The organism is Pseudomonas sp. R25(2017) (genome assembly GCF_002112565.1).
In the GTDB taxonomy this organism is placed as follows: Bacteria; Pseudomonadota; Gammaproteobacteria; order Pseudomonadales; family Pseudomonadaceae; genus Aquipseudomonas; species Aquipseudomonas ekonensis.
Window position 1 is genome coordinate 118,047 of sequence record NZ_NEHZ01000014.1, and the last position, 23,853, is coordinate 141,899.

Genomic DNA, 23,853 nt, shown 5'->3' on the forward strand with positions numbered 1-23,853 from the left:
CCGAAGCGGCCGCTATGCTGGGTAAGTGATTATCCAGGGAGGAACACTGTTTATGCCGATCTCACCACGCTCTGCATTGCTGGTCATCGACGTCCAGAACGACTTCGTTCCCGGCGGCCGGCTGCCGGTACCCGAAGGCGACCTGATCGTCCCGCTGGTCAACCGTCTCGGCGCCCGCTTCAAGCAAGTCATCGCCGCCCAGGACTGGCACCCGGCCGGCCACGCGTCGTTTGCCTCAAGCCATCCCGGCCACGGGCCTTACGATGTGGTCCACTTGCCGTACGGCGAGCAGACCCTCTGGCCGGACCATTGCGTGCAGGGCTCGCCGGGGGCCGAGTTTCACCCGGGGCTGGACCTGCCCCACACGCAGTTGATCATCCGCAAGGGCTGCAATCCCGACATCGACAGCTATTCGGCGTTTCTGGAGGCGGACCGGGCCACGGTCACGGGCCTGGCCGGTTACCTGAAGGAGCGCGGCGTCGACACCGTTTACGTGGTCGGGCTGGCCCCGGACTTCTGCGTGATGTTCACCGCGCTGGATGCGCGGGCGGCCGGCTTCAATGCCTTCGTGGTGATGGACGCCTGCCGGGCCATCGACCACAACGGCTCGCTGGCCGCAGCGGTCGAACGGATGCAGGTGGCGGGCGTCGGCCTGATCCAGTCCAAAGACCTTCTCTGACTGACTTCGCGGGCAAGCCCGCTCCCACAGTGGATCTAAGCCTTGCACATACTCTGTGGGAGCCAGCCTGCTGGCGATGGCGGCCTGCCTGAAACATTGGATCTACGCCGTGCGCCTACCCTGTGGGAACCACTGTCTTGCGCCGGGCCTGTGGTGTCCGGACTGACGCTATCGCCAGCAGGCTGGCTCCCACAGGGGGATCCTCGGCCCAGGCACCGGCGTCAGGCCGGGGTCGGCAGGCACAGCCGGAACCGCGCCCCGCCCAGCGGAGAACTCTCCACGGTCAGCGTGCCGCCCTGGGCCTCCAGAGCCCGGCGGCTGATCGCCAGCCCCAGGCCAAAGCCGCCGGTGGCCCGATCGCGACTGCGGTCGAGCCGGTAGAACGGCTCGAAAATCCGCTCGCGCTCGTCGTCCGGAATGCCGATGCCGTCATCGTCCACCCAGATCTCGCAACCCTTGGGGCACACCTGCACGCCGACCTGGATGCGCTTCTCGCAGTAGCGCATGGCGTTGCGCAGCAGGTTCTGCAAGGCCCTGGCGGTGAGGCGCGGATCCAGCGTGAAACGCTCAAGCTGACCGTGCAGCAGCACGTCGATGACGACCTCCGAGGACTCCTGCTCGTCATCGACGCTGCCCAGGATGCTGTCGATGAACTCGTCCAGCGACACCTCGACCTGCTCCGGCAGCTTCGCCGGATTCTGCAGGCGGCTGTAGGACAGCAGCTCCAGTACCAGGTCATCCAGCTCGCGGATGTGCGCAACCAGCCCTTGCAGGCGCTCGCGGCTGGCCGCCGGCAAGTCGTCGGACAGCGCCAGCGCCAGGCCGAAGTCCAGGCGGGTCAGCGGCGTGCGCAATTCATGGGAGACCGCGTTGAGCAGGTCGCGCTGCTGGTTGAGCAGGCTTTCGATATCGCTGGCCATGGTGTCGAACACGTAGGCCAGGCTGCCGATGTTCGAGCTTTGGGCGATCTGCGTGCGCTCGCTCAGATGGCCCTTGCCGAACCGTTCGGCGGTACGCTTGAGGCGCTCCAGGTCGCGCCAGTGCGGGCGCAGCCACAGCAGCAGGCACGCCAGCATCGTCGCGCCGATCAGCACGTTGATGCTCCAGTACAGCAGGTTGACGTCCATCGGATCCGGCGGCACCACCATCCGCACCGCCATCTCGTCGTTGAGCGGCGTCACCGCCAGGGTGCGCCAGCCCCAATCGCCGATGCGCACCACGTTTTCGCCCTTGAGCAGACGCTCGCGCTCAGGCGCGGTGAAATCGGCGTCATCGATGCGCGCCAGCACGATGTGCAGCGGCTGGAAGTCCTTGTCCATCGAGGCCGCGACCTCCGGCCAGCGCTCCGGCGGCGCAGCGCGGAACTGCTTGGTGATCAGCGACTGCAAGCCCCGCGAGAATTCCAGGTTGTAGGTGATGAAACGATCACGGAAGACCATCACCACCAGGTCCGGCATCAGATAGGTCGCGGCGCTGAACGAGACGATCGTCACCAGATAGAGGCGGAACAGGATTCTGAACATCGGCTCAGCATTCCCACTCGGAACGGCTGAACAGGTAGCCCTTGCCCCACACCGTCTTGATCTTGCGCGCCTCGCCGGCGTGGTCGTCGAACTTGCGCCGCAGCTTGGAGATGGCCACGTCCACCGAACGGTCGGTGCCGTTGAACTCGATGCCGCGCAGGCGCTGCAGAATCTGGTCGCGGCTCAGCACTTCGCCGGCGTGGCGGGCCAGCACCACCAGCAGGTTGTATTCGCCGCTGGACAGCTCCACCGCCTGCCCGCGCCAGGTCACGGTGCGCTCCGACAGGTCGATGCACAGGTTGCCCATGACGATCCGGTCGTTGACCGTCAACGGCTCGCCCAGGCTGCTGCGACGCAGTAAAGTGCGCACCCGGGCCAACAGCACCCGGGGCTCGCAGGGTTTGGTGACGTAGTCGTCGGCGCCCATCTCCAGGCCCAGCACCTGATCGTGGCTGTCGTCGCGGGCCGTGAGCATCAGGATCGGCAGCGTCGCCGAGTCGGCGCGCAGCAGGCGGCACACCTGCAGGCCGTCGAGGCCCGGCAGCATCAGGTCGAGGATCACCAGGTCCGGCGGGCTGAGCCGCGCCCGCTCGCGCACATGGTCGCCGCGGCCGATCACGCTGACGGAATAACCGTTGCGCTCCAGGTAGCTGGCAATCAGTTCGGCGAGGGCGGTGTCGTCTTCGACCAGGAGGATGTTGGGCATGGGGTGTTCCAGAAAGTGCTGGCGACCGGACAACCGCCATCGCGAGCAGGCTCGCTCCCACAGGTTTTGTTCGTTGTAGGAGCGAGCCGGCTCGCGATGGCGGCCTGACTGTCACAAAAGAATTCAAGGCATAAAGGATATACGCCCTCACCCGTCCCTGACTAAAACCCTTACACAATTTCACACAGCGCCTACAAAGCTTCACCGCTGCCGGCGGTCGCTACCCGTAGGATTCGCCCATCAACATTGGGGGTAGTACATGTCGAAGAAACTGCTGGCCGGGCTCGGCCTGATCGCAACGGCGCTGGCGCTCGGCGCCTGTGGTGCGTCCTCGGACAGCGAAGAGCAGGCGCCGCCGGCCACGGTGCGGATCGAGACCCTCAAGGCCCATCCCCTGTCGCTGAGCAGTGAGCTGAGCGGACGCATCGCCGCGCCGCGCATCGCCGAAGTGCGGGCGCGGGTGGCCGGCGTGGTGCTGCAGCGCACCTTCCGCGAAGGCAGCGACGTGAAAAAGGGCGACGTGCTGTTCCGCATCGACCCGGCCCCGTTCAAGGCTGACCTGGACAGTGCCGAAGCCGCGCTGCGCAAGGCCGAGGCCAATGCGTTCCAGGCTTCGCTGCAAGAGCAGCGCTACGCCCAGTTGATCGGCGACAAGGCCATCAGCGCCCAGGACTACGACAACGCCCGGGCCAACGCACGGCAGACCGCCGCCGAGGTCGCCGCCAACAAGGCGGCCGTCGAACGGGCGAAGCTGAATCTGGGTTACGCCACCGTCACCGCGCCGATCTCCGGACGCATCGGCCGGGCGCTGGTGACCGAAGGCGCGCTGGTCGGCCAGAACGAAACCACGCCGCTGGCACTGATCCAGCAGCTCAACCCGATCCACGCCGACGTCACCCAGTCGACCCGCGAGCTCAACGAACTGCGCCGCGCCTTCCGCTCCGGCCAGTTGCAGCAGGTCGGCCAGGATCAGGTCAAGGCCACGCTGATCCAGGACGACGGCAGCCTCTACCCGTTGCCGGGCAAGCTGCTGTTCGCCGACATCACCGTCGATCCGGGCACCGGCCAGATCATCCTGCGCAGCGAGTTCCCCAACCCGGACCTCGACCTGTTGCCCGGCAGCTTCGTGCGCGTGCGCCTGGAGCAAGCGGTCATCCGCGAAGGCCTCACCGTGCCGCAAAGGGCTGTGCAACGCGACAGCGCCGGCATCGCCCAGGTGCTGACCCTCGACGATCACCTGCGCGTGGCCCAGCAGCCGGTGCAGCTCGGCGCGGTGCAGAACGACCGCTGGATCGTCACCGGCGGCCTCAAGCCGGGCGACCGCATCATCGTCGAAGGCTTGCAGCACGCCCGTCCCGGCGAAACCGTGCAGATCGACGATACCCCTCTTCCACTCGCCCAGACCTCCGGGCAGTAAGCAGGACACCTCTTTATGCCGCAGTTCTTTATCGACCGCCCGGTGTTCGCCTGGGTGGTCGCCCTGTTCATCCTGCTGGCCGGCGCGCTGTCGATTCCGCAGTTGCCGGTGGCCCAGTACCCGGACGTCGCGCCGCCGCAGATCGAAATCTACGCCGTGTACCCCGGCGCCTCGGCGCAGACCGTCGACGAAAGCGTGGTCAGCCTGATCGAGGAAGAGCTCAACGGCGCCGACCATCTGCTGTACTTCGAGTCGCAAAGCAGCCTGGGCAGCGCCACCATCAAGGCCACGTTCCAGCCGGGCACCAACCCGGAGCTGGCCCAGGTGGACGTGCAGAACCGCCTCAAGGCCGTGGAGTCGCGCCTGCCGCAAGCGGTCAACCAACAAGGCTTGCAGGTCGAGAAGGTGTCGGCAGGCTTCCTGCTGCTGATCACCCTCACCTCCAGCGACGGCAAGCTCGACGACGTGGCGCTCAGCGATTACCTGGCGCGCAACGTGATGAACGAGATCAAGCGCCTGGACGGCGTCGGCAAGGCCCAGCTGTACGGCGCCGAGCGGGCGATGCGGATCTGGATCGACCCGCAGAAGCTGATCGGCTTCAACCTGACCCCGGCCGACGTCAACGCCGCCATCGCCGCGCAGAACGCGCAGGTGTCCGCCGGCAGCATCGGCGACCTGCCCGCGCCGAAGGCCCAGGAGATCACCGCCACCGTGTTGGTCAAAGGCCAGTTGTCGACCCCGGAAGAGTTCGCCGACATCGTGCTCAAGGCCAACCCCGACGGTTCCACCGTGCGCATCGGCGATGTGGCGCGGGTGGAGGTCGGCAGCCAGGAATACCAGTTCGGCACCCGCCTCAACGGCAAGCCGTCCACCGCCGTGGGCGTGCAGCTGTCGCCGGGGGCCAATGCCTTGAACACCGCCACCCTGATCCGGGCGAAGATGGACGAACTGTCGCGCTACTTCCCGGCGGGCGTCGCGTACAAGATTCCGTATGACACCTCGCCGTTCGTGAAGGTCTCGATCACCAAAGTGGTCTACACCCTCGGCGAAGCCATGCTGCTGGTGTTCGCGGTGATGTTCCTGTTCCTGCAGAACGTGCGCTACACGCTGATCCCGACCCTGGTGGTGCCGGTCGCCCTGATGGGCACCTTCGCCACGATGCTGGCGCTGGGGTACTCGATCAACGTGCTGACCATGTTCGGCATGGTGCTGGCCATCGGCATCCTGGTGGACGACGCCATCGTGGTGGTCGAGAACGTCGAGCGGATCATGGCCGCCGAGGGCCTGTCGCCCAAGGAGGCCACCCGCAAGGCGATGGGGCAGATCACCGGCGCGATCATCGGCATCACCCTGGTGCTGGTGGCGGTGTTCATTCCGATGGCGTTCATGCACGGCTCGGTGGGCGTGATCTACCGCCAGTTCTCGCTGTCGATGGCCACCTCGATCCTGTTCTCGGCGTTCCTCGCCCTGACCCTGACGCCCGCGCTGTGCGCCACGCTGCTCAAGCCGATCGCCAAGGCCGAACACCATGAGAAGGCCGGGTTCTTCGGCTGGTTCAACCGCCGCTTCGAACGGCTGACGGCGCGCTATCAGGGCTGGGTGGGGTACGCCCTCAAGCGCAGCGGGCGCTACCTGCTGATCTACGTTGTGCTGCTGATCGGCCTGGGCGTCCTTTTCGTGCGGCTGCCCTCCTCGTTCCTGCCGACGGAAGACCAGGGCTACACCATCACCGACATCCAGCTGCCGCCGGGCGCGACCCAGAACCGCACGGTGCAGGTGGCCGAACAGCTTGAGGCGCACAACGCCGGCGAGCCGGGCATCAGCGACAGCGTGGTGATCCTGGGCTTCAGCTTCTCCGGCAGCGGGCAGAACGCCGCGTTGGCCTTCTCCACGCTCAAGGATTGGTCCGAGCGCGGCAGCGACGATTCGGCCGCCTCCATCGCCGACCGCGCCAACGCCGCGCTGAGCCAGGTCAAGGACGCCGTGGCCTTCGCCGTGCTGCCGCCGCCGGTGGACGGCCTCGGCACCTCCAGCGGCTTTGAGTTCCGCCTGCAGGACCGCGGCGGCCTCGGCCACGCCGCGCTGATGGCGGCGCGTACCGAACTGCTCGCCGCCGCCGAGAAGAGCCCGGTGCTGATGAACGTGCGCGAGAGTGCCCTGGCCGAAGCGCCGCAGGTGCAGTTGGAGGTCGACCGCCGGCAGGCCAACGCGCTGGGCGTGTCGTTCGCCGACATCAGCAACGTGCTGGCCAGCGCCGTGGGCTCGACCTACGTCAACGACTTCCCCAACCAGGGCCGCATGCAGCGGGTGGTGGTGCAGGCCGAAGGCGACCGGCGCAGCCAGGTCGACGACCTGCTGAAGATGCACGTGCGCAACGACGCCGGGAAAATGGTGCCGCTGTCGGCGTTCGTCCAGGCCAAGTGGACGCAAGGCCCGACCCAGCTGACCCGCTACAACGGCTACCCGGCCATCGCCATCTCCGGCGAGCCCTCGCCCGGCCACACCACCGGCGAAGCCATGGCCGAGATCGAGCGGCTGGTGGCCCAGGGGCCGAAAGGCCTGGGCCAGGAATGGACGGGGCTGTCGCTGCAGGAACGGTTGTCCGGCAGCCAGGCGCCGATCCTGCTCGGGCTGTCGCTGCTGATCGTGTTCCTGTGCCTGGCGGCGCTGTACGAGAGCTGGTCGATCCCGACCTCGGTGCTGCTGGTGGTGCCGCTGGGCGTGCTCGGCGCGGTGCTGGCGGTCACGTTGCGCGGGATGCCCAACGACGTGTTCTTCAAGGTCGGGCTGATCACCATCATCGGCCTGTCGGCGAAGAACGCGATCCTGATCATCGAGTTCGCCAAGAGCCTGTACGACGACGGCCACGACCTGCTCGACGCGACCCTGCAGGCCGCCCGCATGCGTCTGCGGCCGATCGTGATGACGTCACTGGCGTTCATCCTCGGCGTGGTGCCGCTGGCCATCGCCACGGGCGCCAGCTCCGCGAGCCAGCAAGCCATCGGCACCGGGGTGATCGGCGGGATGATCACGGCGACATTGGCGGTCATCTTCGTGCCGGTGTTCTTTGTGGTGGTGATGAAGCTGGTGCGGCGCTCCAGCCGTCACTGATCCCTGTAGGGCGGACTGGCTCGCGAAAACGGTGTGCCGAGAAAGGTCGGTTGACATGACACCGTCGCGAGCAAAGCCCGCCCTACCAACCCGTGTGTGGCAATGAGCCTGTGGGAGCCTGACTGTCGCTCCCGCAAACAACGCACTGAGGCTTTCGGTCAAAAATGCGGTGGGGCTGCTTGACTCCGTTCAACTGAACAGCAGCATGTATATAGATACACCTGTCAACCCTGACAGTTATCTCAATTTTTTTTCATCCTTAGACTCCGGGCAAGCAGACGACATCCTGTCGGTTGCACTCGCTAGGGCTTAAGCCCTCGGAGAACGCAGATGAAACAAGAAAAACAAAAGATGACGGCGACCATCACTCAAAATGACAAAGAAACACATTTCGTTGCCGACTCTTCCTTCTCCTTAGTGGAGACCCCGCGAGGCTTTGATTTAAGAGCGGTCATGAACCACGGTGGCGACCAGACAGCCCTCTACCTTATGTCAATTCCTCCCAGCATTCCGAAAGATGGCAAGCCTATAAACTTGGGTCTGAGAGAACACCCGCAAGGGAATAACGAAGCCACCGGACGATATTTGGAGTTAACGGCCGAAGGTGTCGTAGATATGATTTCGGCGACGGGATCGGCAATCATTCACTACGACGAAAAGCTTCATAAAATGTGGGGAACATTCCGTTTCAACAACTCCAAAACAAATCCCGGTCTCGTAATCGATCATGGCGATTTCGAAGTGCACAAGTGAAAAGGCACAAACGAGATACACAGCGAAGCAAAAAACAGTCACCTGCGGGTGACTGTTTTTTTACGCAGAGGCGCAGAAGTGTGAAACAGCCGTCCTGATTAAGCGTCTATCCACCACCGCTGCCTGCGGCAGGTGCCTGCCAATGCAATCAATCCTTGCATCGACTCGACGGTCGCTTGGCAAGCCGGTTTCCACGGATCTCCCTGGCAATACGGGTCTTGAGCACAGCCCAAATAAGCTAAGGTGTCAGCAAACCCTGACCCTACGAGCCCCCATGCGCTTTCTCGCCCGCACCCACCCTCGCCTCTCCGCCGCCGCGCTGTTCGGCATCGCCGTCGGCCTGCTCACGCCCAACGCCTCTCTCGTCAGCAAGGTCCTGATCGGCTGGAACGCCGGCGTCTGGACCTACCTGGCGCTGATGCTCTGGCTCACCGCCCGGGCCAAGGCCCCGGACGTCAAACGCATCGCGGAAATGGAAGACGAGAATGCCGGCCTCGTCCTGCTGATGGTGAGCATCGCCGCCCTGGCCAGCCTCGCCACCATCACCTTCGAACTGGTCGGCAGCAAGGACCTGGAAACCACCCGCAAGCTGCTGCACTACGGTTTCACCGCGCTGACGGTGATCGGCTCCTGGCTGCTGATCGGGGTGATCTTCAGCGTGCACTACGCCCGCCTCTATTACACCTGGGACGGTCAGGAACCGGCCCTGCGCTTCGCCGAAGGCCTGACCACGCCCAACTACTGGGACTTCCTGTACTTCTCGTTCACCATCGGCGTCGCGGTGCAGACTTCCGACGTCGGCGTCGCCACCCGCGAGCTGCGCAAGATCGTGCTGGCGCAGTCGTTGATCGGGTTTGTGTTCAATACGGCGATCCTGGGGTTCTCGATCAACATTGCGGCGGGGTTGTTTGGCTGATCTGCACAGGGGCCGCCTGTATATAGACACACCTGTCAACTCTGACAGTTACTCAGGTGTTCTCGCTCCATTATGCTGACCCCGCACTCGTGCAACACACAACCCAACTCGCACGAGTGGTAAGACCGTGTACTGAACACTGAAGGCGGTGCGCCGTGCACATGTCATAAGTGCCAGTACACGAGCACCAACATTGGTTCTCGCATGACTCTATCCATGCCCCGCTGGCCTACCGCAGTGCATGGATCATTCGTTTAACCCTACGGAGATGATTCATGAACAGTTCAGCCCTGAAAGTGATCGACACTGACCCGCTGGAAGTCTTCACTGCGATCCTGGAAGACGGCTCGGAGTTCTCTGCCACGCTCACTGAAATAAAACTCGAGCACTCACCCGGCCGCGGCGAACTTTGGGCCGTCATCGCCACTGAGTTCAATGACGGTGCCGCCAGAAGCTTCACCATCAAGTTTTCCAAAGCAATCGATGAGGCCATCGCAAGAATTACCGATGAAGACGGTGAGGGTGACGTCACTTTGTTTTTCAACGACTACAGCGACCCGGAGCGCCCGACCTTGCAGAAAGCCAGATCGGGAAACATCCAATACAGCCTTGATCCAAGAACCCTCCATTTCTTCGGCACTTTCAATGCCCATATCGATAAGGCTGACGGCAGTAGTCAGAGCTATCTGTCCAAAGGCGAATTTGATACGGTGCTAGGCCACTAAGCCTGAAGAATAGGCCCCGACTCAGATCGGGGCTTTTTTTTGCGTCAGGTTCAAACGCTGATCCGCGTTATGCCCCTACCATTTGAACTGAACGCCCAACGTGCCGCCGATGGGCATTTCGATGTTGCTTCCATTCATGTACTCGACTTCCGCATGGGCCTGCCAACGCTCCGACAAATTGACGGCGATGCCGGCTCCCACTTCGGCACGCGAACCGGAAAGGTCATTGTCGAAGGCATTGTTGTTGACTTTGACTTCGTTGTTTCTGGAGAACTCATGCACCAACGCCGCGCGCACGTAGGGCTGAACCTGCGTGCCGTCACTCAACTGCATCTTGCGCCCTGCCGTGGCGCCAGCCTTGCCGAGCAATGAACGGGTGCGGTCCCCTTCGGCCCGCAGTCCGTTGTTCAGGTCGAAGTCCCTGCCCTGGATCACCACGGCCGACCACTGGGTGAACGGTTCGATGAAGTAGCCGTCGTCCAGCTTGATGTGCCGCCCCACTTCCACCGATCCGCCCACAGCGCTGTTGTCGTAATCGCCCTTGGCGCGCGTCCCGTCGCTCAGGCCGGCCTTGGCATCGTTGCGGAACCGGTTGACCTTCAACACGCTGTCGACGTAGTAACCGCTCGCTTCATCCAACCAGGTCAGGTAGGTTCCGGCGTAATAGCTTTTGATCGTGCCGCTGCTGCCCGTGTGCAGATTGAGGTCGGATGTGCTGTAGCCGGCCATCACGCCCAACAGCCATTGCCCGTCGGAAAAGTGCAACGGTGCGTCCGCCCCCAACGTGAATCCCTGCTGGGTCTGTCGGTAGCCGTCCCCGAACGCGTCATTGACGTTGTATTTGTTGCCGTAGGCCCTCGCCCATGCCCCGGACTTTTCCTGATTGAAGCGCACTTCCCCCATGCGGCTGCGCAACGACGTCAGCTCGCCGTACCATACCGTCGGCGCGGTGTTGAACAAGGCCATGACGGTGCGGGTCGAGGGGCTGACCGTGCGCCCGGACGGATCCAGGAACCAGTTGTTGCGGCTCTCGTCCGCCTTCAACCCATAGGAAAACGCGCCGAGATCGACTTTGCCGTCGGCATTGGCAAGAGAGAACGCCGCATCCCCGCCTGCGGTGTGAACGACCGTGACGGGCTGGCCGCTGGGAGGTTCGGTGCCGGTGCTGGCGATCAACAGTTGATGGTTGCCTGTCGCAACACCGGTGACATTGAGGACGTCCGATTGAAGGGTCGCAAAATCCACGCTCATTTCAAACAGGCCGTTGCCGGACAAGTTGTTCACGTTCAACTGATGGAACCCGTCGTCCGAACCCAGCTTGACGGTCCCTCCATCGAGGTTCAGGTCACCGACCTTGCTGTCGCCTGTCAGTGCCCAACGGGATTGCCCACCGATGTCTACCTTGGCGACATCGGTCATGACACCCTTGAGTTGCGAGCCCTGCTGCAGCCCGACCGATACGGCGCTTGAGGCGTCTCCTGTCACGTTGCCGGTCAGCGATCCTTGAGTGAGGGTCAGTGCAGCCACACTGCCGTCGCTCACCTGAACATTGCCGACGAGGTCGCTGCGTTCCACGTTGATCGCGGCATCGGCGGCGCCCTTGACCTCCACGGCGATCCCGTTGCCGCCCGTCAATGTGGAGCCGTCAAGCACATCGATGCGTGTGACCGGTGCGGCACGACCGTTGTTGTCGACCAACACCGCAGAACCGCTCTTGCCCTCGACGCTCGCCCCGTCCAACGTCAATTGGCTGGCAGGCAGGCCTGCGCCTTCGAGACCGAGGGTCACGCCGTTCTGGCCACCGACGATTTGCGTTCCGTTGCGGGCCGAGGCACTGCCGCTCAACAGGGACACGCCGGCACTGCCGGCACCGGTGCCTTCCACTCGGGAGCTGGAAAAATCGAGGCTGCTGAACGCTGTGGCGCGCGCACCGCCCGAAGCGCCGGTGATCCGGCTGTCCGTCACGCTGATCGAAGAGCCGCTGGCGGTACTGACATTGCGGGCCGCCTGCAGGCCCAGGCGGTTGCCTGTGACGGTGCTGGCATTGATGGTGCCGGTGCTGTTGATGATTTCCACACCGGCCCGGGCATTCCCGCCGTTGACGGTCGAGTCGCTGAGGTTGACCACTGAACCCTGGCTGACGGAAATCTGCTGGGTTGTCGCACCGGTCGCATTCAGGGTGGAATGCGATGCGTTGATGCCCAGCGTCTGCGCCTGCTCAACGTTCAATGTTGCGCCTTGGGAAAGTGTCCATGCTTCCACAGGTGCGCCGTTGGTGAGGGTCTGACTCCCACCGACCAATGTACCGGCAGAGGAAAGATCGGGGAGCCACAAGAGGGACAGTGATGAAAGACTGATCAGCCTCCTGAGGCCGGACTTCGCATCAATACAAGATGACAACATAAGAAATTCCCTTGAATGGCTCCCGCAGGAGCACGGAGCTGAATTCGCGGGCATAGCTCCCACGCCCAAGACGGCGCGTAAATTACAGTTCCGTAGTAGGAAGATATGTAGGACTTATCCGGCAGCTATGCGGGAAAGGTCTGTACACGCAGTTGAATCAACAATGCCGAAGAGAATTCTCTTCGGCATTCATCAACGCCTTCAGTCGGTCGGTGTCCCCTCGCAATAGTTGTTACTGGCATTGAGCAGCGACACTTCGTTCAGGAACTCCATCGACGGCAGCGGTGCGCCTGCAACCGTGATTTCGTACCAGATCTTGATGTAACCGTTGGGTAGACTGGAACTGGCCGGAGGCTGAATGGGTTTGAGTTTTGTCAGGTATGGCTGAATGTTCTGGATGAACACGCCATCGGCTTCCGCCCCGGTGATCGTGTAAGTGTCGGCAAAGTCTGTGCCCGGAATCGGCATCAATCCCTGGCTGTCGGTCGTGCCGATGGATCGCAATGTGACTACGGTTCCGACCGGCATCGCGGTGGGGTGAATCGGCACTGTCACCGGCAACTGGAAGTCAGGCCGGGTGAGATAACGGCAAGACACAAAGCCGTTGAAGAGCCGCACCGTCGGTTTCGGCAAGATAAGCCGGACGGCGTCGAGCTGGACTTCGGTGTCGAATGACTTCATCACATTGCGGCCGCCCGTTTCCTCGATCGTCCAGTAGGCGATTTTCTTGCCGGGTACGGCCGCCTCGATCACCGCCGCCGGAATGGGCGCGGTCAGTACGGTCACGGTGCCGGCCGTCAGCAGTTCGCTGTGCACCTCTTTGCCGTCGAACCAGAGTTTCGCTGTCTCGTCTCCCAGCGGTACCCAAGGGTTGGGGGCCGCCACCATCGGCGTGCTGATGGTCACCACGTCCAGACGATCGTCTTCCGTGATGTGATTGGGCGTACCGGATTTGCCGACGACCGTGACCCTCACCATGTTCGGGTTTTCCCGTCCCGGGAAAATGGGGTTGATGGGCCCCCTGTACGTGAAGTCAAGCGCGGACGAAGTCGACCTTGAATCCTGCGGGGGTTGAACGCCGCGGGTGAAGACATAGGTGCCGGTGATGGGCACTTCAGCCGTCGCATTGTTCCAGAGCGCCAGCAACCGGCTGTTGCTGAGAGTGAATTGCAGATTGGCCGGTCCGATCCCCAAGGCTTTGCTGCCCAACGGCACATCCAGTGTTCCATTGCTGACGGTCGGGGTGATCCGGTCCGTCTGCTGCCCGTTTGTGGAGTAGGGAACTTCCAGGAACACAGGGGTTTCCAGGTCCGCCAGGTCGATCACATCCGGCAGGATCCCTTTCGGAAACACACAATCCAACAGTACCGGTGCCGGACGGCGAGACACTCGCAAGCCTCTGGCAAGTGAGGGGTCGCTGACATTGCCTACGATGTCGCGCAATTCGTACCAGAGAAAGTACTGTCCATCCAATTGCGGGATGTCGTCCGTCGGAATGGCAACGGAACTGTTTGACAGCGTCTGCTCAAATACCGGCATCCCCACACCATAGTTGGTCGAGAGATAGACAATGATGGTGTCATCCGGACGATAGAACTGATAAGAGATATTGACGTCGATATCAAGCGAGTCGTGGGTGCTCAGCCACTCATCATCAATGATGCCGGGCGCCGGCAGGTTGATGAGCGTGGCGGTCTCCGGCTTGAACTTCTGACCTGACGCCTTATCTTGCTCCGGAGCGTTACGGTCGATCTGGACAGGGAACCAGTCCGAGCTGTCCGGGTTGCCGTTATCCCCCCTATACACAACCAGTTCAAACTCCCACAACGTTGAAGCCTGCGCCAGATCGTCGTCCACAAGAGCGACTGTGGGCACTTCAATGTCCACCGTCGCCGGGCGACCTGCGGCTTGGCCCAGGTTACCGCCGGCCACCATTTCTGGTGCATCTGAAGGCCCTTTGCGCTGCCAAAGCTCATACTCGTCATTATCCTGTGGATCCAGGATCGTGTTGGTGTGAAATCGAATGATCAGGTCTCCGGAGTCCAAAATGGTCTTGGGGATCAGGTCATCGACAATCTTTCCCACCACTTCGGGCTTTTCCAGCAGTACGCCGGAAACCTGTCCAGATGTGCGCAAGGACAAGCGAGCACGTTCGCCGATTTCCTGCAATGTCAACCTTGCGCCTTTACCGATAATGTTTTGTACGGTCATTTCATGTTCTCCACGTTGAGCGATATTGAACAACCACCTCACAAACAGATGCAGCCATGGGTAAAACATCGGAATCATTCAGGGCTCACCCCCACAAGGCGGAGATCCCGGCAATGTGCGGTCGATCTTGACCAGCCCCTTGCGGGATTTGCGGAAGGAGACACCTGCACGAAAAAGGGTGTATTGAGCGAGGGCCGAATCGTTGTCCACCATGGGCCGGACATAGGGATCGAACGGAATGTCGATGACGAAGCCGTTGCTGACATCAGCAGGGCTCAGGGTTCTTCTGAATTCGTGCACCGGCGTCAATGCCGGCGGAGATCCGTTGAGAGAATCGAACCCCTGCCATTGCAGGACGCATTCGTCTCCGTTGAGGAACACCGGCTCGCTCAGGATCTTGACCCGGATCCTTTCCCAGACCGGCGGCGCAGAACTGCAATTGATGTAGCCATAGAAGTTGACGTCAGGAAACTCAGGCGCCCTGAGGGTGGGTGCCAACTCATGGTCGATCGTCAACTTACGCTCGGGTGAGGGATCCAGATTGCCATTGAACCCCTCCAGTTCGTAATAGATGACCGCCGTTCCGTCGACACTCATTTGTTCAGGAGTGATCGGAAAGGTGAACTCCGGCCGGTCATCCGCCTGGGTATAAGTAGCGGTAAATATTTCGTCCGTCGCACCGTCTTGCCGCCAATAGACACGGAGGATCGTGAAGTCGTCGGGGTCGGCCGGAAAGTTGGGCCACCGAGGTATTCTGCCGATCGTGCCGGCGATCAAAACATCTCTCGGAATATGGCCGTCCGGATCCAGTTCGCTGACCCCGTCTATCGTCAATGGGGCCGCTGTTATCTGGTTCTTGAGTGTGGGCATGTCAAGATCCTCTCCTGAAGCAGCGCTCTTGCTTCAGGTGTTCCGGGAAAAGTTGATGAGTCGATTAAGCGCCCCGGCCGAGAGGTTGCCTACTGTCATATCTGACAGGTCTTGCTACCGTTCGTCGTTCGATGCAGCCCCTCTCTCCAACGGTGCCCTTGACGGCTTTCGCTGGATGGTGTTTTCTGAAACCGGTTTCAACACCTACAACAATAAGGCTCAACCCCGTGAACGACTTCTCCGCCGCCCAGCGCAGCCGCGTGACCATGCTCGACGTCGCCGAGCACGCCGGCGTGTCCAAGGCCAGCGTCTCGCGCTTCATCGGCGATGACCGTGCCTTGCTCTCCGAGGCCACCGCCGAGCGCATCGAGCGGGCGATCGCCGAGCTGGGCTACCGCCCCAACCAGATGGCCCGAGGCCTGAAACGCGGGCGCACCCGCCTGATCGGCATGCTGGTGGCCGACATCCGCAACCCTTACTCGATCGCCGTGATGCACGGGGTGGAAACCGCCTGCCGCCGGCACGGCTACAGCCTGGTGGTGTGCAATACCGACCGCGACGACGAACAGGAACGCCAGCACCTGGCGCTGCTGCGCTCTTACAACATCGAAGGCCTGATCGTGAACACCCTCGGCCATCACCGGGACGAACTGCATGAGCTGAAACGGGAAATGCCGCTGGTGCTGGTGGACCGCAAGGTCGAAGGGTTGGACAGCGACATGGTCGGGCTGGACAACCCCCGCGCGGTGCAGATGGCGCTGGAACACCTTGAGCAGCGTGGCTACCGCGATCTGCTGCTGGTGACCGAACCCTTCGACGGCACCAGTTCGCGGATCGAGCGGGTCGCAAGCTTCCAGCAGCAGATCGGCCAGCGAAGCGGCCTGAGCGGCGCGGTGCTGGAGACCGGCGAAACCCTCGCCGCCGACCTGCAAACCTTTTTGAACCAACCCTGTGCCGGGCCCAAGGCGCTGTTCTGCGCCAACGGTGTGGCGGCGCTGGCCTGCACCCGTGCCCTGCGCGAGATCGGCAGCCGGCTGTTCGAGGACGCCGGGCTGATCGCGCTGGATGACCTGGACTGGTACCCGCTGGTGGGCAGCGGCATCACCGCCCTCGCCCAGCCGACGGCGGACATCGGCGCCCGAGCGTTCGAATGCCTGCTCAAGCGCTTGCGGGGAGATGACGAGGCGGCGCGGGTGGTGGATTTTGCGCCGGTGCTGATTGAGCGCGGGTCGACCAGAGCCCCGTAAACCCACCGCAACCTTTTTTTGAACAAGAATGAAACCGGTTTCAGAGGACAACAACAATGAATGAACCTGCCGTTTCCATCAGCCTGTCCAGCTATGGCGCCGACTTGGTGCGCCAGCGTGGTCAAGGTTTTTTCATCGATGTGCTGGCCGCCGCCGGCGCCAGCCGCATCGAATGGCGCGAGGAATTGCTCACCGGTGAGGTGCCCGCACAACTCGCACAGGCCAGCGCAGCGGCACGGCTGCAAAGCGTCTATTCGTCGCCCACCGAACTGTGGCTCGCCGGCCAGGCCTTACCGAACCCGCAACTGGACACCGCCTTGCGGAACGCCGAGGCCTTCGGCGCCCGTTGGTTGAAAGTCTCGCTGGGCCACTTCGCCGACGGCCACGATTTCAGCGCGCTGGCCCACTGCTTGAGCCAAAGCCCTGTGCGGCTGCTGGTGGAGAACGACCAGACCCCGCACGGCGGCCGCATCGAGCCGTTCCAGCGCTTCTTCGCCGCCGTCGAGCATCACGCACTGCCGGTGCGCATGACCTTCGACATCGGCAACTGGCAGTGGCAAGGCGAGTCCGCCGTCCAGGCCGCATGCGTACTGGGCAGGCAGGTCGGCTACGTGCACTGCAAGGCCGTGGCCCGCCGCGCCGACGGCAAGCTCGTCGCCGTGCCGCCCGTCGCCAACGACCTGCATCACTGGGAACAACTGCTGCGGCACATGGATCAAGGCGTCATGCGCGCCGCCGAATACCCGCTGCAAGGCGACGATCTGGTGCAGCTCACCCGCGACCACGTCGCCGCCCTCGCCCGCCTCGGTCAATCCTGCCTGGAGCCTGCCCATGTCTGAGATCGACATTCTTTCGTTTGGCGAAACCATGGCGATGTTCGTCGCCGAGCACAGCGGCGACCTGGCGTCGGTGGGCCAGTTCCACAAGCGCATCGCCGGGGCCGACAGCAACGTCGCCATCGGCCTGTCCCGGCTGGGGTTCAATGTGGCTTGGCTGAGCCGGGTCGGCGCCGATTCCCTGGGCCGCTTCGTCGTCGAATCCCTGGCGCGGGAGGGCCTGGACTGCAGCCATGTGGCGGTGGATCCGGCACACCCCACCGGTTTCCAGCTCAAGTCCCGCAGCGACGACGGCAGCGACCCGCAGGTCGAGTACTTTCGCCGGGGCTCGGCGGCCAGCCATCTGTCGCCCGAAGCGATCACGGCAGAGCTGCTCAATGCCCGGCACCTGCACGCCACCGGCATTCCGCCGGCGCTGTCGGCCTCGGCCCGGGCCATGTCCCATGACCTGATGACGCGCATGCGCCAGGCCGGGCGCAGCGTGTCGTTCGACCCCAACCTGCGCCCGAGCCTGTGGGGCAGCGAACGGGAGATGGTCACCGAGATCAACCGTCTCGCCGCCCTCGCCCACTGGGTGCTGCCGGGCCTGGCCGAAGGCCGTCTGCTCACCGGGTTCGACGACCCGGCGGACATCGCCGCGTTCTACCTCGACCGGGGCGCCGAAGCGGTGGCGATCAAGCTCGGGCCCCAAGGCGCCTATTACCGCACGCAACTGGATCAAGGCTTTGTGGCCGGCGTGCCGGTGGCGACGGTGGTCGATACGGTCGGCGCCGGCGACGGGTTCGCCGTCGGGATGATCAGTGCCCTGCTGGAGCACCAAAGCTTTGCCGAGGCGGTCAGGCGCGCCAACTGGATCGGCAGCCGTGCGGTGCAGAGCCGTGGCGACATGGAGGGGCTGCCGACCCGGGCTGAACTGTGCGCCGAATTTGAGGCCGCCATCGCTGGCAAGCCAGCTCCCACAGATTTTGTGTACACCGCAGATCCTGTGGGAGCTGGCTTGCCAGCGATGAGGCCCTGACAGACAAACCACCCATTGAACCTGCTGCGACAAAAACAACAAGCTCAGGAGCAAGACCCATGAAAACCGCAACCCTCGCCGCCCGCCGCTGGTGGTACATCATGCCCATCGTGTTCATCACCTACAGCCTGGCGTACCTGGACCGCGCCAACTACGGCTTCGCCGCCGCCTCCGGCATGGCCGCGGACCTGATGATCACACCGGGCCTGTCGTCCTTGCTCGGCGCGCTGTTCTTCCTCGGCTATTTCTTCTTCCAGGTGCCGGGCGCGATCTATGCGCAGAAGCACAGCGTGAAGAAACTCATCTTCGTCAGCCTGATCCTCTGGGGCGGCCTCGCCACCCTCACCGGGGTGGTCTCCAACGCCTACTGGCTGATCGTGATCCGCTTCATGCTCGGCGTGGTCGAGGCCGCGGTGATGCCGGCGATGCTGGTCTACCTCTGCCACTGGTTCACCCGCGCCGAACGCTCCCGGGCCAACACCTTCCTGATCCTCGGCAACCCGGTGACGATGTTGTGGATGTCGGTGGTGTCGGGCTATCTGGTGCAGCATTTCAGCTGGCGCTGGATGTTCATCATCGAAGGCCTGCCGGCGGTGCTCTGGGCGTTCATCTGGTGGCGGCTGGCGGATGACCGGCCGGCCCAGGCCAGCTGGCTGAGCGACGGCGAGAAGCGCGACCTGGAAAGCGCCCTGGCCGCCGAGCAGGTCGGCATCAAAGCGGTGAAGAACTACGCCGAAGCGTTCCGCTCGCCGAAGGTGATCATCCTGGCGCTGCAGTTCTTCTGCTGGAGCATCGGCGTCTACGGGTTCGTGCTGTGGCTGCCGTCGATCCTCAAGGCCGGCGCGCAGATGGACATGGTCGAGGCCGGCTGGCTGTCGGCGCTGCCGTACCTGGCGGCGGTGGTCGGCATGCTGCTGGTGTCGTGGGGCTCGGACAAGCTGCAAAAGCGCAAGCGTTTCGTCTGGCCGCCGCTGCTGATCGCCTCGGTGGCGTTCTACGGCTCCTACGCCCTGGGCGCCGAGCATTTCTGGTGGTCCTACACCTTGCTGGTGATCGCCGGGGCCTGCATGTACGCGCCTTACGGGCCGTTCTTCGCCATCGTGCCGGAGATCCTGCCGGCCAACGTCGCCGGCGGCGCCATGGCACTGATCAACAGCATGGGCGCCCTCGGCTCGTTCGGCGGCTCCTACCTGGTCGGCTACCTCAACGGCTCCACCGGCTCGCCCGGCGCTTCGTACCTGCTGATGAGCGGCGCGTTGCTGCTGTCGGTGCTGCTGACGGCATTCCTCAACCCCGGCGCCAGTGACCGGGTGACGCCCAGGCCTGCGGCGCGACGTCCGTTGCCGGCCCATTCCTGATTCGAAAGAGAGATGAACGCGATGAAAAAGCAGGTTGTGCTGTACAAGAAACTGTCGCCGCCGCTGATGGCCCGGCTGCATGAGCACGTGGACGTGACGCTGATCGACGCCCTCGACGCCGACGGCCTGATGAAGCTGCGCGACGCCCTGCCCGGCGCCCACGGTCTGCTCGGCGCCAGCCTGAGACTGGACGCGGCGCTGCTCGACCTGGCGCCGTGCCTGGAGGCGGTGTCGAGCGTGTCGGTGGGCGTCGACAACTACGACATCGACTACCTGACCCGCCGCCGGATCCTGTTGAGCAACACCCCGGACGTGCTCACCGAAACCACCGCCGACACCGGTTTCGCCCTGATCCTGGCCACGGCCCGGCGCGTGGTGGAACTGGCGAACATGGTGCGCGGCGGCCATTGGCACCGCAGCCTCGGCCCTGCGCATTTCGGCACCGATGTGCACGGCAAGACCCTGGGCATCATCGGCATGGGCCGGATCGGCGAGGCGTTGGCCCAGCGCGGGCATTTCGGCTTCGGCATGCCGGTGCTCTACCACAGCCAGTCGCGCAAGCCGGCGGTGGAGCAGCGCTTCGACGCGCAATACCGCAGCCTTGAGGCGCTGTTGCGGGAAGCCGACTTCATCTGCCTGACCCTGCCGCTCACCGCGCAGACCGAAGGCCTGATCGGCGCCGAGCAGTTCGCGCTGATGCGCCCCGAGAGCATCTTCATCAACATCGCCCGGGGCAAGGTGGTGGACGAAGCGGCGCTGATCGAAGCCCTGCGCCACAAGCGCATCCGCGCCGCGGGGCTGGACGTGTTCGAGCGTGAGCCGCTGAGCCACGATTCGCCGCTGCTGCAGTTGAGCAACGTGGTGGCGACGCCGCACATGGGCTCGGCCACCCACGAAACCCGCGAGGCCATGGCCCGGTGCGCAGTGGACAACCTACTGGCGGCGCTGAGGGGAGAGAAGCCTGCAAACCTGGTGAATCCCTCGGCCTGGCAGGCTTGAGGGCTGCTGTGCCTGTCACCCGAAGGGTGAGGGATCCCGCCCTGCGGCGTCTTCACTGACGCTATCGCCAGCAGGCTGGCTCCCACAGGCATCGCGGCTGTAAGCAGCATCTGCGGCCACAACAAAAACCTGTGGGAGCTGGCTTGCCAGCGATAGGGCCGGCACAGACAGCACATGACTGTCAGGCCGTACGCGCCTGCAACAGCTGCGCCGCGCACAGCGCAATCCGCGCGCAGGCATCGGCCAGTTTCACCCGGTCCACCACCAGCCCGATGCGGATGTGCCCCGCCGCACTGGGCCCGAAGGCCTCTCCGGCGAGCACCGACACCCCGTAACCCTCCAGCAGCCGCTCGGCGAACGCCTGGGCGCCGAGCCCGGTCTGGCGCACATCGACCATCACGAACATCCCGCCGTCCGGGCGCACCGGGTGCAGGCCCGGGCAACCGCGCAGACGGTCGCACACCAGGTCCCGCCGCAGGCGGTATTCCTCGCGCATCCGGGTCACCTCCGGCAGGTCTTTCTCCAGCGCCACCTGCGCCGCTTTCTGCACGAAGTCCGGCAGGCCGAACAGCATGCTCAAGGACAGGTTCACCAAATGCTCGGCCAAGGTCTTGGGCCCGATCATCCAGCCGATGCGCCAGCCGGTCATGGCGTGGGACTTGGACAGGCTGTTGACCGTCGCCGTGCGTTCGGCCATGCCCGGCAGGCTCGCCGGGCTGACATGCTCGCCCTCGTACAAAAGATCGCTGTACACCTCGTCGCTGATCAGCCACAGGTCATGACGGATGCACAGCGCCGCCAACTCTTGCCAGATCAGCAGCGGCAGGCTGGCGCCCGAAGGATTGTTGGGACTGTTGAGCAACATGGCGCGGGTCTTGGCGGTGATCCGCGCCGCGACGTCCGCCGGGTCGACACGAAAGCCGTTCTCAGGCCGCACCGGCACCGGCACCACCGTCGCCCCGCAAGCGCCGAACACGCCTTCGTAGGTGACGTACATCGGTTCGGCGACGATCACCTCGTCGCCCGGATCCAGCAGGCACTGCGCCACCGAATACACGGCGCATTGCGCGCCGGGCATGACGATCACATGGTCGGCGTCCACCGCCTGACCGCTGCGCCGCTGGTGGCGCCGGGCGATCAGGCTGCGCAGGGCATGCTGGCCGCGCACCTCCGAGTAGTGCGTATCGCCGGCCAGCAGGCTGTCGATGGCGCCGTGGATGATCGGCAGCGGCGTGTCGAAATCCGGATCGCCCACGGTCAGCAGCAGGACATCGACGCCTTCGGCGCGCAACTCCAGCGCTCGGTCGTGAATCCGCCAGGCCGCTGCTCCCTCCCCGGCGATCCGTTGGGTCAAGGCTGAATAGCGCATGTACGTCTCCTGGTTGCGCGGTCTCCAGCCTTCACCGTATCTCAAATCACGAAACGCGCCACCATGGCGTTCAAATCCACCGCCAGACGCGACAGTTCGTGGGTCGCGGCGCTGGTCTGGTTGGCCCCGGCGGCCGACTGGGTGGCCAGGTCGCGGATGTTGACCAGGTTGCGGTCCACTTCCCGCGAGACTTGCGCCTGCTCTTCCGACGCGCTGGCGATGACCAGGTTGCGTTCGTTGATCTGATGGATCGACTGGGTGATCTGCTCCAGGGCGATGCCGGCGGCGCGGGCCATTTCCAGGGTGGACTGGGTGCGCTGGTTGCTCTGCTGCATCGACTCGACCGCCTCGCCGGTGCCGTTCTGGATGCCGGCGACCATTTTCTCGATTTCCTGGGTCGATTGCGCGGTGCGGTGGGCCAGGGCCCGCACTTCGTCCGCCACCACCGCAAAGCCGCGTCCGGCCTCGCCGGCACGGGCCGCTTCGATGGCGGCGTTGAGCGCCAGCAGGTTGGTCTGTTCGGCGATGGCGCGGATCACGTCCAGCACCTTGCCGATGTCACGGCCCTGGGCGGCCAGGCCTTCGATCATCTGCGCGGTGTTCTGCACGTCGTGGGTCATGGTCTGGATCGCGTCGACGGTTTTCACCACTTGGTCGCGGCCTTCACGGGCGGCGTGGGTGGACTGGTTCGAGGCTTCGGAGGTGGACACCGCGTTGCGCGCCACTTCTTCCACCGCTGCGGTCATTTCGTTGACGGCGGTGGCGGCCTGTTCGATTTCATCGTTCTGCTGCTGCAGGCCGCGGGAGGCCTCTTCGGTCACCGCGCTGAGCTCTTCGGCGGCGGCGCCCAGCTGCGTGGCGGAGCCGGCGATCTGTTCGATGGTCTTGCGCAGGTTGGCCTGCATCTGCGCCAGCGCTTCGAGCAGGCGCGCCGGTTCATCCTTGCCGTCGACCTCGATGGCTTTGGTCAGGTTGCCGCCGGCGATGGTCTGCGCCGCCGTCACCGCCCGGTTCAGCGGGGTGACGATGCTGCGGGTCAGCAGCAGGGCCAACAGCACGGTGGCCACGGCCGCGATCAGCGCGACGACGACGATCCCGGTGATGGCGCTGTCGTAATGCTCGCCGGCCTGGGTCGAGGCGGTCTTCGCATCGGCGGCGTTGATCGCGATCAGTTTGTTGAGCTGCTCGCCCATCAGGTCGGTGCCGTCCTTGATCTTGGTGTTGATCAGGGTGCGCATCTCGTCGACTTTGTCCTGGCGCGACAGATCCAGCATCTGGTTCTGCGCTTGCAGGTAGCTGTCCAGGGTGTTCGCGAACGACTGATACAACGCGCGCTCTTCGGCGCCGGCCGGCAATGCCGCGTAGGCGGCCTGGGCGGTGCGCACTTTCTCGACCAGCACGCCGATGCGGGTCTGGGCCTCTTGCAGGCCGGCCGGCTCGCGGTTGACCAGGATGCGGAACGACAGGATGCGCAGGCGCAGGACGTTTTCCGTCACCACGGCCAGTTGGGTCACGCTGGGCAGTTGCGTGGTTTCCATGTCGATGGAGGCCTGGCGGATGATCGACATGCGGTTGACGGCGAATACGCCGAGCACGACCACCAGCAGGGCAATGAAGGCAAAACCTAAGAAGGCACGGGGCGCGATATTCAGATTACGCAAAGACATAGGAGCACTCTCGAATGAGGGTAACGGCGAGCGTCCTTGCGCTTA

The 23,853-nt window shown here is 63.8% G+C and carries 18 protein-coding genes; 11 read left to right on the top strand and 7 right to left on the bottom strand.

The window, feature by feature from the left end; all coding sequences use genetic code 11:
* Positions 1 to 52 precede the first annotated feature (52 nt).
* Positions 53 to 679: a bifunctional nicotinamidase/pyrazinamidase gene (gene pncA / locus CAG31_RS18685; protein ID WP_085583837.1), complete on the top strand. Its 627-nt coding sequence runs from the start codon at positions 53 to 55 to the stop codon at positions 677 to 679.
* A gap of 221 nt (positions 680 to 900) precedes the next feature.
* On the opposite strand, the gene CAG31_RS18690 is transcribed toward pncA, so the two are convergent.
* On the bottom strand, positions 901 to 2,202 hold the full coding sequence (locus CAG31_RS18690; protein ID WP_085583839.1) for an ATP-binding protein: 1,302 nt from the start codon (positions 2,200 to 2,202) through the stop codon (positions 901 to 903).
* Between the two features lie 4 nt (positions 2,203 to 2,206).
* Positions 2,207 to 2,908 carry a response regulator transcription factor gene (locus CAG31_RS18695; RefSeq protein ID WP_085583841.1) on the bottom strand — a complete coding sequence of 234 codons (702 nt, stop codon included), beginning with the start codon at positions 2,906 to 2,908 and terminating at the stop codon, positions 2,207 to 2,209.
* Between the two features lie 259 nt (positions 2,909 to 3,167).
* Between CAG31_RS18695 and CAG31_RS18700 the strand changes: the two genes are divergently transcribed.
* The 5 genes from CAG31_RS18700 (at position 3,168) to CAG31_RS18720 (ending at position 9,830) form a co-directional block, all read left to right on the top strand.
* Positions 3,168 to 4,325, top strand: a complete 1,158-nt coding sequence (locus CAG31_RS18700) for an efflux RND transporter periplasmic adaptor subunit (protein ID WP_085583843.1) — start codon at positions 3,168 to 3,170, stop codon at positions 4,323 to 4,325.
* A 15-nt stretch (positions 4,326 to 4,340) separates the two neighbouring features.
* On the top strand, positions 4,341 to 7,436 hold the full coding sequence (locus tag CAG31_RS18705; protein WP_085583845.1) for an efflux RND transporter permease subunit: 3,096 nt from the start codon (positions 4,341 to 4,343) through the stop codon (positions 7,434 to 7,436).
* A 330-nt stretch (positions 7,437 to 7,766) separates the two neighbouring features.
* A complete protein-coding gene (locus CAG31_RS18710; RefSeq protein WP_085583847.1) occupies positions 7,767 to 8,189 on the top strand; it encodes a hypothetical protein in 423 nt (140 codons plus the stop codon).
* 274 nt (positions 8,190 to 8,463) lie between these two features.
* On the top strand, positions 8,464 to 9,105 hold the full coding sequence (locus CAG31_RS18715; RefSeq protein WP_085583849.1) for a DUF1345 domain-containing protein: 642 nt from the start codon (positions 8,464 to 8,466) through the stop codon (positions 9,103 to 9,105).
* Positions 9,106 to 9,380: 275 nt separating this feature from the next.
* A complete protein-coding gene (locus CAG31_RS18720; protein WP_085583851.1) occupies positions 9,381 to 9,830 on the top strand; it encodes a hypothetical protein in 450 nt (149 codons plus the stop codon).
* A gap of 75 nt (positions 9,831 to 9,905) precedes the next feature.
* Here the strand turns inward: CAG31_RS18720 and CAG31_RS18725 are convergent, their stop codons facing one another.
* The 3 genes from CAG31_RS18725 to CAG31_RS18735 form a co-directional block, all read right to left on the bottom strand.
* Complete coding sequence (locus tag CAG31_RS18725; protein ID WP_085583853.1) at positions 9,906 to 12,233, bottom strand: autotransporter outer membrane beta-barrel domain-containing protein; 2,328 nt, start codon at positions 12,231 to 12,233, stop codon at positions 9,906 to 9,908.
* 201 nt (positions 12,234 to 12,434) lie between these two features.
* Positions 12,435 to 14,444, bottom strand: coding sequence for a hypothetical protein (locus CAG31_RS18730; RefSeq protein WP_139831390.1), 2,010 nt, complete (start codon positions 14,442 to 14,444; stop codon positions 12,435 to 12,437).
* Between the two features lie 78 nt (positions 14,445 to 14,522).
* Positions 14,523 to 15,314, bottom strand: coding sequence for a hypothetical protein (locus CAG31_RS18735; RefSeq protein ID WP_085583857.1), 792 nt, complete (start codon positions 15,312 to 15,314; stop codon positions 14,523 to 14,525).
* A 227-nt stretch (positions 15,315 to 15,541) separates the two neighbouring features.
* On the opposite strand from CAG31_RS18735, the gene CAG31_RS18740 reads away from it, so the two are divergent.
* Genes CAG31_RS18740 through CAG31_RS18760 form a run of 5 tightly spaced genes read left to right on the top strand, consistent with a single transcriptional unit; the run spans position 15,542 to position 20,772 of the window.
* Complete coding sequence (locus tag CAG31_RS18740; protein WP_085583859.1) at positions 15,542 to 16,561, top strand: LacI family DNA-binding transcriptional regulator; 1,020 nt, start codon at positions 15,542 to 15,544, stop codon at positions 16,559 to 16,561.
* A 56-nt stretch (positions 16,562 to 16,617) separates the two neighbouring features.
* Positions 16,618 to 17,400: an AP endonuclease gene (locus CAG31_RS18745; protein ID WP_085583861.1), complete on the top strand. Its 783-nt coding sequence runs from the start codon at positions 16,618 to 16,620 to the stop codon at positions 17,398 to 17,400.
* Complete coding sequence (locus tag CAG31_RS18750) at positions 17,393 to 18,415, top strand: sugar kinase (protein ID WP_085583863.1); 1,023 nt, start codon at positions 17,393 to 17,395, stop codon at positions 18,413 to 18,415. The genes CAG31_RS18745 and CAG31_RS18750 overlap by 8 nt, the downstream gene beginning before the upstream one ends.
* Before the next feature lie 59 nt (positions 18,416 to 18,474).
* Entirely contained in the window at positions 18,475 to 19,773 is a 1,299-nt protein-coding gene (locus CAG31_RS18755) for an MFS transporter (RefSeq protein WP_085583865.1), read from the top strand.
* Positions 19,774 to 19,794: 21 nt separating this feature from the next.
* Complete coding sequence (locus CAG31_RS18760) at positions 19,795 to 20,772, top strand: D-glycerate dehydrogenase (protein ID WP_085583984.1); 978 nt, start codon at positions 19,795 to 19,797, stop codon at positions 20,770 to 20,772.
* Positions 20,773 to 20,953: 181 nt separating this feature from the next.
* Here CAG31_RS18760 and CAG31_RS18765 read toward each other — a convergent pair whose 3' ends face one another.
* A complete protein-coding gene (locus CAG31_RS18765; protein ID WP_085583867.1) occupies positions 20,954 to 22,141 on the bottom strand; it encodes a pyridoxal phosphate-dependent aminotransferase in 1,188 nt (395 codons plus the stop codon).
* Between the two features lie 41 nt (positions 22,142 to 22,182).
* Positions 22,183 to 23,808, bottom strand: coding sequence for a methyl-accepting chemotaxis protein (locus CAG31_RS18770; protein ID WP_085583869.1), 1,626 nt, complete (start codon positions 23,806 to 23,808; stop codon positions 22,183 to 22,185).
* Between the last annotated feature and the right edge of the window lie 45 nt (positions 23,809 to 23,853).